Raw genomic sequence first — 13,415 nt, forward strand, 5'->3', positions numbered from 1 at the left:
ATGGTCTTGGGTGCTTTAAGAGATGTTTTTTTAAGAAAGCCCGTGAATGGCAATCCAAGTGTATTTCGTTTGGGACATTTTGTTTTGCGTGAGGGGGGAGTGAGTTCAAAAAGACATGTGATAAATAAAAGCATGAGGCAATAGGTAATCTCCATTATTTTAAAGATATTGCTTTAGATGTCTTTGAAAGGCGTAAAGCTGAATTAAAAGGAAATGGCAAAGATGAAAACTGGTTTTTACCTTAAAATTTCATATTCTTCCCAAATTAGGCTGTCTCCCTGTTTTAAGAGATTATACAAACAGAGATGCGCAATATTCTTGCCTCCATTTGGCATACAAAAGCTATAACAGCTGAGAAAAGTACTAAACTGTCTTAACATTTGTTTCAAATATACTGCTGCGTTAAATTTAGATGTTGATTTATAGGCAATATTAAACACACACGCTATCTTAGGAAAACAATGTCATAAAACACATAATTTTCCAGCAATAGATTGGAGAGAAGTGCTGTTTTTTTCAGATACTTTGCAAAACAACAACCATAACACAACTAGCTTTACGTCTACTTATCCTTACAGGTGTTTGCATAAATTCTTTGCATCATATTTATAAAGATCAAATTGACGATAATATATGGACAATTCGTGGTTCGATAATATGAAAGGTTTACGTGATACTACAAAAATTTCGTGTCCTTTTATCATCAGAAGCAATAAAAATGCTAGAACAAGCGCGTTTTCTATTTTGCAATATTTCTTTTTTCTGCAATCGGTTGTGGTTTTCTTGCAGCAAATTATACGGCTCAATATGTAATGTGTAAGAAAACCATTCTGATTGATTGAATATAAGAGGGCTTGAGATGAAGGAATTTTTGAGGGGAGCATTAAACAAACGAAAGATGAATTATCATTATAAATTAAGAGATTATTTTTATAATGTAGATGATTAGCTTCAATTAAATAAACCAATTTCACGCATTTTCATTAAAATTGTGTGATTAATTTTACCTGTTACAGGAAGATCAAATATTTTTTGAAACTGTTTTAAAGCTTCTATCGTCTTTTGATCTTCTATTCCTGTGACAATAACCTCTTCATTCCCAAAAATATGTAAAGCTTTTTGCACTTGTATAATATCTTCAACAGAAGGCTCTAAAATAGCTTCTTTTAAGTGTGTCATATTTTTTGTATTGTTTGTTTCTATTTCGCTTTGCTTAATTAATATCGCGATTTCATCTGTTGCGGGATTAGATAGAACATTCTTTTGCATTCTCTGAGCAGTTTGCTGTTTCCATAAAGTGATGGCTCGGCGTGTTTTAGGTCCTTCCAATCCATCTAAGGGTCCATCATAAAGGCCTAATTTTGCTAGTTCTTTTTGCTTTTCCAGCATGCTTGCTGATTGAGAGGATAAAGATGAATTTGTGTGGTTATGATTTTGAGAATGTACAGAAGTTACACGGGAGAGTTCTTGTGATTTTTCTTCTTTTTCCGATAAAGTAGAGCTCTTACCTATACTTTGAACAGAGGAAAATTTCATTTGAGTTAAAATATTTTGATGCGTTGTCATTTGCGAAAATAAAGCATTAAATGAAATAAATAAAAAACTAATGCTAAAAAGAAGAGATCCAACAAAAAATAAAGTATTTTTTCGCGTATAGAAATAAAGAGTTTTTGCACTCCAAAAAATAAAATGAAAAATTATAAGAAGAAGTGTTATAACAATACTACTATAGTATTTACGGTGTTTTACAGTTTTTTTTCGGTATGTCTTTCGTTTTGTTGCCATTACTTTTATTTTCAGTTGCGTTTATTTTTTACAAAGAAACAAATATAAATTAGGAAACGAATATGAATCAGTTCTTACTTCCAGCCAGAGAGAAGTGCATTGACATTATTGATTTTTCCTTTCAAACTCCTAAAATGAGCAGCTTCATTATATCAATTTATAAGTTGATAAATCAACAAGAGTTCTTGGCAACTTTTATTCATTTCATTTTGACAAGTCTTTAATGTGTATAAAGAGAGCACCAAATGATTAGCATTCAAGATCATTTTGGTGTTTGCAAACTGCATTATCACATATAATTATCTAAACAATAATGCCACGTTATTCTTCATTTTGGGGCATATGTTTGCCTATTATTTAAAATAAAATTGAAAATATTTGCCTATAACACTAAACAGATGACAATCATTATCTATTCTTTATAATTTACATATAGATGGTTACTTATCCATAAACGGTTTGGTAAAATATAATTATCTCTTAATATAATTATATTTTAGTGTAAATAACTTCGTATCAATTAAATTGATTTACAATGTTATAGAAAAACTGGTCTTGAGATCTTTAGATGGAGTTGTAAGAGATGCATCTATTGTTTAATATTTTGATCGACATGTTGATCATGTTTATGATGTGCTAGTAAAAATTTTATAGATAATATAAATATTTTATCGACACTAGAGTCAGAATAACAGAATTTTACTCTTTTTAGCTTTTTCAACTAAGCTAAGATGGTGAGCTATTATCTAAAATAAGTATGTACACGACATAATTATATCTCTCATTTTTTACCATAGTATGTTCATTAACATGATCAGCCTGTAAGTGTATAATTTTGATGTTAATTTTTTACTGAATAGACAATGTATCCTATTTTATACGGCGGAATTGTGCCATATTTATAAAAAAGCCAATGATATAGACCCAATACATGAATACTCAATTTTATAAAAAGCACATTTTATAAATTGTTTATAAAGCAACAGTATATAAAATGCTTCTTTTATTGTATTTACCACTGCGCTACATTGATTATCCATGATACGTTTTTTAATCAAATTATTATTATTATTATTTTTTATTTTTGTCATTATTTCATTTTTTGTAGCAGATCCAAGCAGTAATCATTCTTCTAGCCCCAAAAATAATGAGACAACAACGAGCGATGTGATTATTGCTTTTAAGGAAGCCTTAAATGATTTAGGCGCATTTTGTGACCGTAATATAAAAACCTGTAAAGTAGGAAAATCTTTTTTAAGTTCACTTGGCGAACGCGCATATTACGGTGCAAGAGCTGCTTATGAATATTTAGGGAACATATTAGGGAACAAAAATAATATCAGAGACTTCCCCTAATGTTTCTTACAAAATAGAAATACAAGAGTTCTTACAAAACCATGAAATGTTATCTTGAAATAAGGATTTTTAACGTTCTTCGTGTTATTTATGTTAGGAAGAATAAATATTTATTTTTTATAAGTGTATTCAAGAATGATTATTCAAACGAAACAGGACTAAAATAATGGCGGAAAAAATCGGTACTATTATAGAGAACTTTTCGCTTTTGGATAATTGGGAAGATCGTTATCGTTATGTCATCGAGCTTGGCTATGAATTGCCACCTTTTCCGGAAAGCGCTCGAAATGATGCTCACAAAGTTCCTGGTTGTGTTAGCCAAGTGTGGCTTTTATCTTCACGTAATAACTCAGAAGATCCAATATTGACGTTTCAAGGTGATTCCGATGCTCATATTGTGCGTGGACTCATTTATATACTTCTTGCTTTTTATTCAGGCAAAAAAGCTTCTGAAATTCGCAATTCTGATGCTCAAGAGCTTTTTGAAAAACTTGGTTTAAATGAAAATCTTACACCACAACGATCAAATGGTTTGAAATCAATGATTAAACGGATTCGTAACGAAAGCTATATGTAATCCCCTTGATAGAAATTGCTATATATACAAAAGCTTCACACAACACATGTATACTAAAATCAACTTTATACACGAAACCATTTTTTCGCAAAATAAGATTATTTAGTTTTTTTCCGTTTGCTTTTGCGTCCAAGACCCATTTCTTTGGCCAAAGCCGATCGTGTTTTTGCATAATTAGGCGCCACCATAGGATAAGAACTATCTAACTGCCATTTTTCACGATATTCCTCTGGCAACATTCCATAATGCGTCATGAGATGACGCTTTAGAGATTTAAACTTCTTTCCATCTTCAAGGCAAATGAGATAATCAGGAAATACTGAACGTTTTGGATTAACGGCAGGCCTTTGTTTTTCAACTTCGACTTCTGTTAACTCTAGATTCCCTGCTTTACGAAAAGCAGCATGGACATCAGCAATTAAACTTGGCACTTCAGTCGGTCGAATAGAATTATTACTCACGTAGGCAGCAACAATATCAGCAACCAATGTAATAACTAAATTGCTTTCAGTCTCTAAGACTGCACGATGTTCCATTCTTGTTTCCTTTAATTTAAAATTGAGTAATTCAAAATCGAGATATAGTGCATATACTCATGATATAAAGATCTCATGCACATGAGTTTCATATTGTACAAAAATCTTTTTTGTCAATTCAATTATTCTATAAAATTGCCAAAACACAAAAAAATCAAATAAATACCCATTTTTTGTCATAATATACAATAAGAAAAACGAAATTATTACATGCTAAAATATATTTTTAGCCTATAACATATCATACATAATATATAATACATCACAAATATAAAAAGATATAGGATGAAATTTATTTATTTTTTTGAGAACGTAAAAATAAAATTACTAATTATAAAAATATAATATATAAATTATTATTTTATGTTTTGAATACTTATAATTTAGTAAGTTTATTTTTAATAAATTTCAAATTTATTTTTATTATTTATATTTATTAAATTTAATAATAAAAAACAATATATATTACAAACATGACACAATAGCATTGTTTATAATATAAAACTATTCATTAAAACGACATAGAATATTTTTATTTTTTATAAAGTAATAATAATATTTATGATATATTTATTCATTTCTATAAAATTATGCGATTATACTGTTTCAAAAAAAATCAATTCTTTTTCTCATAGTTTAATTGTTTTACCAGTCACTTTCATTATAAAAGTGGTATTATATCCCTAGAAAACAATAGCTGTGATATGTAATGAACAGAAAGGTATTAGTTTAAAAATTATCATGGCACTATTTTTGCAAGTGAATAGAACTTATAGATTTGTACACTTGCATCAATAATTGTGATTCTAACATATAAATGAAGCTGTTAACATATTTTAATATAGGATTGTGTATGACTCGCACTTTTGCAATTCCTCCCAAAGCATCTAGAATCACTCATAAGGAAATATATCATGGTATTTTTCGTGATGATCCCTATCATTGGCTACGTGCGTCTAACTGGCAAGATGTTTTTAAAAATCCTAACTGTCTTGATCTCAATATTCGACATTATCTTGAAAAAGAAAATGCTTATCAATCAGCTCAAATGGCTGATACAAAACCACTACGAGATTTGCTTTTTACCGAAATGAAAAACAGGATCCAAGAGAATGATAGTTCTGTTCCTATAAAACATGGTCCTTTTGCTTACGGATTCTCTTATGTTACCGGAGGCCAACAACCACATTATTTTCGGACACCAAGGAATGGCGGAGAAAAAAACGTGTACCTTAATGGTGACGTCTTGGCAGAAGGCAAAGAATATTTCAAATTTGGTTCAGTTCAAGAATCTCCTGACCATACACATGTGGTATGGACCTATGATGACAAAGGATCAGAATTCTATACAGCTAAAATTCGTAATTTTGAGACATTGTCTGACTGTATGGACACAATTACTGATACATCTGGTCAAATTGTATGGGATGCTAGATCTGAAGGTTTTTTCTATACTAAGATGGATAAAAACCACCGACCTTCAGAGCTCTATTATCACCAATTAAACACAGATCAATCACAAGATAAGCTTATTTTTCGTGAAGACAATCCAGGTTTTTTCTTAGATGTAAGCGGTTCTAAGCTTAATGATGTTATTTATATTAATATTCATGATCATGAAACATCCGAGATCTGGTTAATTCCTGCTGAGGCGCCTTTTACTATTCCCCAATGTGTACGGAAACGACAAAAAGGTATTGAATATTCACTTACAGAAGGTGGTGATGTCTTTTATATTCTGACCAATTTAGATAATGCAAAAGATTTCAAAATTATGGTAGCGCCATATACATCTCCACAATCAGAAAATTGGTCTGAGTTTGTCCCACATCAGCTTGGGTGCCTAATATTATCCCATGATGCTTATCAAGATTTTCTTGTCTGGATCGAACGTTTTGAGGGGCTTCCACGTATAAAAGTAATGGAACGTACCACTAAACAAGTTAATTCCATTGCTTTTACTGAAGAGGCTTATTCTTTAGGTCTGCAAGGAGTTGCAGAATATAACAGTCCAACTATTCGTTTTTCCTATTCGTCTATGACAACACCTGATCAAGTGTTTGATTATGAGATGAAAAGTTGTAAACGAATGCTTTTAAAAACGCAAATAATTCCCTCTGGGTATAATAAAGATGCATATGTAACACGACGTATTACAGCAATAGCAGACGATGGTGAGAAGATTCCTATTTCACTTTTTTATCACAAAAATACTCCCCTTGATGGTGGTGCGCCTTGTCTGCTTTACGGTTATGGTGCTTATGGGATCTCTATACCTGCCAGTTTCAATAGTAATGTACTTTCTCTAGTAAACAGAGGTTTTATTTACGCTATTGCTCATATTCGCGGAGGAAAAGAAAAGGGAGTAGAATGGTATGAGAAAGGAAAACATCTCTTTAAGCACAATACATTTACAGATTTTATTGCTTGTGGGCGTTACCTTGTAAACAATACATTCACTTCTCACGACCGGCTGATTGCTCATGGTGGTTCAGCAGGGGGGATGTTGATGGGAGCCATTGCCAATATAGCTCCACAGGATTTTGCTGGGATCGTAGCAAATGTGCCTTTTGTTGATGTCTTAGCGACAATGTTAGATGCTTCATTGCCACTCACTCCTCCAGAATGGGCCGAATGGGGGAATCCTCTTGAATCAGAAGAAGATTATAAGCTTATTGCTTCCTATTCTCCTTACGATAATGTCAAAGCTCAAAACTATCCCCCTATACTTGTGATGGCAGGATTAACAGATCCTCGTGTAACTTACTGGGAGCCTGCAAAATGGGTGGCAAAATTACGAGACCTAAAAACAGACGATAATGCAATTTTATTACGTATTAATATGGATTCAGGGCACGCTGGTGCAGCTGGACGTTTTTCAAAGCTAGAAGAAGTTGCCTATATCTATGCATATATTCTAAAGATAGCAGGAAAAGACTTTTGCTAATCCATAATACCTCTGTATGAAAGTCTCCGATAATTTATTGGATTATAGGGACTTTCATACACTAAAAAATTATTGAGACAGTTTAAAATTCACATTCTTCATAAAGTTTCAAAACATAGTCCCAATTAATTAAATGGTCTACAAAGGCTTCGAGGTACTTCGGTCGAGTATTGCGATAATCAATGTAATAGGAATGTTCCCACACATCGACACCCAAAATAGGTCGAGCATTGTGCACTAAGGGATTTTCACCATTAGGCGTTTTCATAATTTCAAGCTTGCCATTTTTAACAGCAACCCACGCCCATCCAGAACCAAATTGGGCACTAGCAGCAGCAATAAAATCAGCGCGGAATTTGTCGTAACCACCTAGATCAGCGTCAATAGCTTTTGCTAACTTTTCAGGAAGTTTTTGGCCACCACCATTTTTTTTCATCCAAAGCCAAAAGTGGTTATGATTGTAATACTGCGCTGCATTATTAAACAAACCAATATTTTTTCCAAAACTTTTTTTAACAATATCTTCAAGGCTTTCATTTTCTAAGCCTAACTCTTTCACAAAATTATTGGTGTTGGTAAGATAAGCGAGGTGATGCTTATCATGATGATATTCAAGCGTTTCGCGTGACATATAAGGCGAAAGGGCATCGTAATCATAAGGCAACGGGGGCAATTCAAAAGCCATTTAAAAATCTCCTCGATTCTAATTGTTAAGCTTATTTCATAAGCCTAATTTGCCATTTACCGCATTTAAAAGCAAATGTTGAATACCTAGTTTGTATGAAATAGTTTTAATGTCTCTCTTTTTGTAAAAGAAGCTTTTAGGAAATGTATATTCATCAATCAAAAAGGGTATTGGTCTACATAAAGATTGCTTCTGAAGATTTTTTACATCTATGAGTGGGTAATAAATATCATTATCTTTTGAATAAAAAGTAAATGGAAATAGCTATTATTCCTTGTTTTTGTATCTCTATTTTTTCAAATACCATATAAAATGTTTTTAATTTTTGCAAAACTCTTCCAGTTTATGGGTGTATCATAATGTTTTCAACAGAATAATAAGTGTTATTTTTTAGGAAATATTTTTCAATGTGCTTGATTTTATTTTATGGTGCTACCCATGAATAATATAATGTAAAAATTAGTGGACATTACCATCTTTATGCTTAATGCAAGAGCACTGCAGCACTATCATACACTTACCGGTTGCCAATGTGGTGACAGCTTTTATCTTAATTGAGCAAGATGAGATTTTAGATATCAAGAAAAGTAAATCATATGCAAATTTATTAGAATGAGTAAACTGCAAGATTTTCATTTTCTGTTCCTAAAAAATCAATACAAAGAGTAAAATAATTGGTGGATAAATAGTTTCTACTTGTGTTAAAAGCACAACTGTATATCAGTTTCTGCTACGAATTTGTATTGATGCAATGCCATACAAGACTCAGAAATTTTATGATAAAAAAGTAAGGTCTTTGATTTTCAGATATTGCGTCCAATCACAGGAATCGCTATAAGGTGCAGGATTCGCTATAAAGCGTGTTTTTTTGGGGTATAGCCAAGCGGTAAGGCACCGGTTTTTGGTACCGGCATTCCCTGGTTCGAATCCAGGTACCCCAGCCAATTCTAGTGAAATTAGTTAATCAAAGTTCAGCTTGAGAGTGGATTAGCCCCCTTAACCTCTGTGTTGCTATTCATAGCAAGTCTGGTAAGTTGAGAAACACTTATTTATAGTGGGTTAGCTCTAAATATGTTAAGGTTCTCTTGCTATAGCTATCGCTCAAAGAACTCTTTTAAAAGATTCTTTTCTATAAGACGAGGGGTAAATGATTTATGCGCACTTGCTTTAGAAAAACTATTTGGCTGGATTTTGCGCTCTATAGCAACACCAGCGTGCAATTTTTCCGTATCCCACCATCTTCATTACGTCGAACAGCGTAGCAATAATGCTGGTGGAAACACATGTCGCTGCATGTCACGTACCATACCAGAAGCATGTCCATAGGGTGCTACACAATCAATAAACCATACGTATTTTCCATTCTGCCAATTGACATCGGGTAAAAGCTCTCCCTTTTCAAGCATAGATTGATGATTTTTCTCATCTAAAAAAGCCCAAGTGATAAAGGCACAAAATTCTCCACGTTCATTTTTATAGAGTTTATATTGCCCAGTCTGTAAGGCGGGGCCTATGTTGCGTTCAATATCCCAGATTCGCCAGCGGCGGTATAAGGGAGATGTAAGCATTAAAACAACCATAGCTCCTAACGCTGTAAGAGGATCTATGAGTGATGGTGATGGATTTTCATTTACAGACATCATCTTTCCTTTAGAGATTGTTCTAAAATTTTGGTGATAGGTTCAAAGAAATAAGAAATGAGACGTCGTTTTGAGGTAATGACATCCGTTGTTACAGTCATGCCAGGGATAAATTTAAGTTGTTTGTTATTCAAAGTGATGTGATCTTGGTCAATTTTGATTAAAACAGCGTAGACACCATTAATTTCTTTATTATAGCGCGCTGTAGCGCCTACATTAACGACTGTACCGTGGATAACACCGAAACGTTCAGGAGGAAAGGCAGAAAACTTGATGTAAGCACGTTGGCCCTTTTCTAAAAAACCAATATCTCGATTATCAAAAAATGCTTCAATAATGAGACCACCCGCACCAGGGACAATGCGCATGAGAGTTTTACCAGCCTCTACAAAGCCGCCCAAAGTATGGATACTTAAATCATCGATACGTCCATCAACAGGTGCATAGAGTGATAAGTGGTCAAGATGGTATTGAGTGCTATCAAGCTTTGCTTTTAATCCTTGAAGATTCAGTTCTGTTTCACGCGAAAGTTGCCGATAGCGGGCGATTTCATCGGAAATGAGACTTTTCCGTTGTTGGCGGAGGGTGTTTATTTCGGCGGCATTTTCTTCCAAACGTCTTTGATTGGTTAAAATTTCATGCTCGACATTTTTAAAATCATGTAAACGCTCTAAATAAACGGCTTGGCTAATGACTTTTGTTTCCATCAGGCTTTTTGCAGCCTTTAATTTTCCTTGGCTTAATTGACGATCATCTTCCAACCTATCTAATTGCGCATGTTGTGTTGCACCGCTGCGCTCGACGCGGTCCGCCTGTGCTTTTAGCGCTCTTAATTTATCTTGGAGAGATTGAAGGGTAGCGCTAATGAGTTTTTCCCCTTCTATTCTTGCAGTCGTGTTGCCAGAAGGAGGAGCTGGCAGATAGGCAAGCCCTTTGGTTACAAAATCTTTATCCAAAGGATCACTTTCATGCAAAGCTGTTAAAATAGCTGTTGCAATTTGTGCTTGAAGGGTTTGTTGCGCGATATCTGCTTGAACACGTGCGCACTCATTGAGGGCTTCACGGGGATCTAATTGAATAAGGAGATCCCCTTGATGAACAAATTGCCCTTCTTTTACAAGGATTTTCTCAATGCGTCCTGTATTTTGCGCTTGGACCAGCTGAACATAGGTGGTGGGAATAACACTTTCTTGCCCCCGTGCAACAATCTCTGTTTTTGCGATAAAGCTGCCGATTACAATAAAGAGAAATAAGGTGACCAAAACAGCAACCACCATATGAAGCGTTGGTGACAAAAGGCGCAAATAGGGAGCTTTATCTGCCATTTTTTGCCTCCAAATCAGTAAAGTTTAAGACGGTTGCATGCTGAGGGAAGAGATCACGTTTGTGGGTAATAACAAGAACAATACGATCTTGTGAAAGTTTATATAAATGCTCAACAATTTGTGCACTGACAGTGTCATCCAATGCGGAAGTAGGTTCATCCAAAATAAGAAGGCTTGGATTTATCAGAAAGAAACAAGCCAAAGCCAAGCGTTGGCGCTGACCACCTGATAAAAAACCACCTTGCTCTCCTACTTGAGTATTGAGTCCTAGAGGCAACTGAGCAATCAAATCATGGCAAGCACTAACATATAGTGCAGAGTCGATTTCATCTTTAGTGGCATCTGGTTTAGCAAGAAGCATATTCTCAAGAATGGTTCCGGAAAAAAGGCAAGGATTTTGGGGAAAATACGCGATTGTTTCACGCACGCTACGGACATCAAAATTCTGTAAAGGTTGTGCGTTAATCAATATCTTCCCGCTTGTTGGGGGGAGAGTCCACAAAGGAGCTTCGCCAAGGTTGTTTTTCCGCACCCTGAAGGACCAAGTAACATAATTGGTTGCCCAGGTTGTAAACAGACATCAAGATGATTGATAATGGATTTATCTCCATAAGAAAAACAGAGATCGTTGGCCTCAAGATGAGGAGGAGCACTGAGTTGAAGAGGCGGCTTTTTTTCTTCCCATTCTGAAGGGGAGTTAAGAATATCGCCCAAACGAAGACGAGAGATTTTCAAATGCTGCCATTCTTCCCATAGGGATGCAAGGCTTAAGATAGGACCAGAAACATTTCCAGCGAGGAGATGAAAGGCAATAAGTTGTCCTAGTGTAATCTGGTTTTGAAGAACTGCCTGAGCACCAAAAAAGATAATAAAAATAGTGAAAAGATCACCAAAAATATGACTCATGGCTCCATTGAGAAGATGCAATTTACTAGTTGTAAGGCTTTGATCTAAACTACGGGCTAAAGTCTCTTGCATGCGTATTGTATGGGCTGGCTCCTTTACATGCGCTTTAATGGCTTCAAGATTGATAAAACTTTCAATGAGGCGCGATTGATGGGCGGCTTGCAGAGTGAAAGCACGGCGTAATTGGCGGCGCAAGAAGGGACCGACAAACGCTAAAGAACCCATTTGTAAAGGTAAAATGATAAGGACAATAAAGGTCAGTTTTGGACTAATGGAAAAGAGTGCAGCAATATAAATAATGGCAAACAGAACATTCAGTACGGTTGTGGCGATGGTTCCTGTTAGAAACCCGCGAATTGTATCAACATCTCAGATTCGCGTGAACAGTTTCCCCATTTGCCAAGTGCGTAAAGTGGGCAAGGAAAGGCTTAACACATGGGTGTAAATGCGCCGTCCAAATTCTAGCGTAAGCCGATTGGCTAAATAGGCACCTAAGTAACCTGAAAGAGTGCTAAGAGCCGTGCTAAACAGCATGATAGCAACCATCAAGACAACGATAGCATAGAGACTTTCAATACGCTGAAAAGGGGGAATACGGTCGATAATCGCTTGAAAAATAAAAGGATTCACCAAGCCCAGCAAACGCAAAACAACAGCAACGCAACTGAGTTCGATGACATAATAAATATATTTCTTTGTTGTTATTGTAAACCAAGAGAAAAGGATACTAGTTTTTCTTGTGAATGTCTCATTTGAATTTATAATTTTATTTAAGAGAAAGAGCGATTGATGTCGCATATTTAAACAGTATTGTAAATAGTATTATATTAATACAAAATATATATCTTGTATTAATATAATATAAACATAATGTATTTATTATTTATACAGTATTTTTATTATTATTTTTACAAATTATGTTTGAAATTTGCTAAAATGAACAATAATGAAATTCCCACTGTATCTTTGTGATACAGTTATTTCTAATAATAAAAGAATGATATAAATGGGTAGTTCAAGCTCATCACATGATTCAATTAGTAACTCACATCCAAAAAGTTGGCTTTTTCCAGAAGAAGATGATTGTAGCCCAGGCGCTCATGCCCAAGCAGCAGGTGCAGGCGGCATCATAGGAGACGTAATAGGAGGTATTGCTGGTGCAGTTGGAGGTCTTTTTTCTGGACCGGGAGGTGTCAGTTCTGGCTTTGTCAATGGAGCAATAGGAGGTGGACTAGCAGGAGCTGGTGACGCTGTGGTAGATAAATACAATGCATGCTATACGGCACCAAGTTGTGAAACAAGCGATTATGTTGAAGCAGCTGCCATACACGGAGGCATAGGACTAGCATCTGGTGCATTATTTGGTCCGCAAGTAGCACTAACAGGCGGATTAGGAGGAGCTGCTGACGGTTTGATAGATAAGTACAATGAATGCCATCCGAATCCAAGTTGTGAAGTAAGCGATTATGTTGTATCAACAGCCATAAAGGGAGGCGCAGGAGCATTAATTGGTTTATTAGGTGGTCCGGAAACAGCAGTCGCAGGCGGAGTAATGGGAGCTATTAGTGGTTTTAAAGATAAGTACAATCAATGTCATCCGTAAAGTAGAGGGAGGCTGTTTCTAATTTATTTAGAAAATAGCTAGTAAGATATTTCTG

General features: G+C 35.0%; 8 protein-coding genes, 1 tRNA gene and 2 pseudogenes. 5 read left to right on the forward strand and 6 right to left on the reverse strand.

The window, feature by feature from the left end; translation table 11 throughout:
- Positions 1 to 951: 951 nt before the first annotated feature.
- The gene (locus tag ACFILL_RS01440) at positions 952 to 1,785 is read right to left on the reverse strand and encodes a peptidoglycan-binding domain-containing protein (RefSeq protein WP_375643145.1); all 834 of its coding nucleotides are present in this window, start codon (positions 1,783 to 1,785) and stop codon (positions 952 to 954) included.
- Between the two features lie 1,038 nt (positions 1,786 to 2,823).
- Between ACFILL_RS01440 and ACFILL_RS01445 the strand changes: the two are divergent.
- A pseudogene (locus tag ACFILL_RS01445) lies at positions 2,824 to 3,199 on the forward strand (DUF5330 domain-containing protein).
- A 108-nt stretch (positions 3,200 to 3,307) separates the two neighbouring features.
- Complete coding sequence (locus tag ACFILL_RS01450) at positions 3,308 to 3,718, forward strand: SufE family protein (RefSeq protein ID WP_375637421.1); 411 nt, start codon at positions 3,308 to 3,310, stop codon at positions 3,716 to 3,718.
- A gap of 98 nt (positions 3,719 to 3,816) precedes the next feature.
- Here ACFILL_RS01450 and ACFILL_RS01455 read toward each other — a convergent pair whose 3' ends face one another.
- The gene (locus ACFILL_RS01455; protein WP_012754848.1) at positions 3,817 to 4,254 is read right to left on the reverse strand and encodes a MucR family transcriptional regulator; all 438 of its coding nucleotides are present in this window, start codon (positions 4,252 to 4,254) and stop codon (positions 3,817 to 3,819) included.
- Between the two features lie 853 nt (positions 4,255 to 5,107).
- Between ACFILL_RS01455 and ACFILL_RS01460 the strand changes: the two genes are divergently transcribed.
- On the forward strand, positions 5,108 to 7,201 hold the full coding sequence (locus ACFILL_RS01460; RefSeq protein WP_375643144.1) for a S9 family peptidase: 2,094 nt from the start codon (positions 5,108 to 5,110) through the stop codon (positions 7,199 to 7,201).
- Positions 7,202 to 7,283: 82 nt separating this feature from the next.
- Here ACFILL_RS01460 and ACFILL_RS01465 read toward each other — a convergent pair whose 3' ends face one another.
- Positions 7,284 to 7,886 carry a superoxide dismutase gene (locus ACFILL_RS01465; RefSeq protein ID WP_273791618.1) on the reverse strand — a complete coding sequence of 201 codons (603 nt, stop codon included), beginning with the start codon at positions 7,884 to 7,886 and terminating at the stop codon, positions 7,284 to 7,286.
- An 869-nt stretch (positions 7,887 to 8,755) separates the two neighbouring features.
- Here ACFILL_RS01465 and ACFILL_RS01470 point away from each other — a divergent pair.
- A tRNA-Gln gene (locus tag ACFILL_RS01470) sits at positions 8,756 to 8,830 on the forward strand.
- A gap of 300 nt (positions 8,831 to 9,130) precedes the next feature.
- On the opposite strand, the gene ACFILL_RS01475 is transcribed toward ACFILL_RS01470, so the two are convergent.
- The 3 genes and pseudogenes from ACFILL_RS01475 to ACFILL_RS01485 form a co-directional block, all read right to left on the reverse strand.
- Positions 9,131 to 9,526 carry a toxin-activating lysine-acyltransferase gene (locus tag ACFILL_RS01475; protein WP_375643142.1) on the reverse strand — a complete coding sequence of 132 codons (396 nt, stop codon included), beginning with the start codon at positions 9,524 to 9,526 and terminating at the stop codon, positions 9,131 to 9,133.
- Positions 9,526 to 10,851 (reverse strand): HlyD family type I secretion periplasmic adaptor subunit, encoded by a 1,326-nt coding sequence (locus tag ACFILL_RS01480; RefSeq protein WP_375643141.1) that lies wholly within the window; start codon positions 10,849 to 10,851, stop codon positions 9,526 to 9,528. Before ACFILL_RS01480 ends, ACFILL_RS01475 begins: the two co-directional genes overlap by 1 nt.
- A pseudogene (locus ACFILL_RS01485) lies at positions 10,841 to 12,555 on the reverse strand (peptidase domain-containing ABC transporter). The gene ACFILL_RS01480 and the pseudogene ACFILL_RS01485 overlap by 11 nt, the downstream one beginning before the upstream one ends.
- Before the next feature lie 208 nt (positions 12,556 to 12,763).
- Here ACFILL_RS01485 and ACFILL_RS01490 point away from each other — a divergent pair.
- Entirely contained in the window at positions 12,764 to 13,360 is a 597-nt protein-coding gene (locus ACFILL_RS01490; RefSeq protein ID WP_375643140.1) for a hypothetical protein, read from the forward strand.
- Positions 13,361 to 13,415 lie beyond the last annotated feature (55 nt).

The sequence above is a fragment of the Bartonella sp. AP20NXHL genome (assembly GCF_042196165.1).
Classification (GTDB): domain Bacteria; phylum Pseudomonadota; class Alphaproteobacteria; order Rhizobiales; family Rhizobiaceae; genus Bartonella.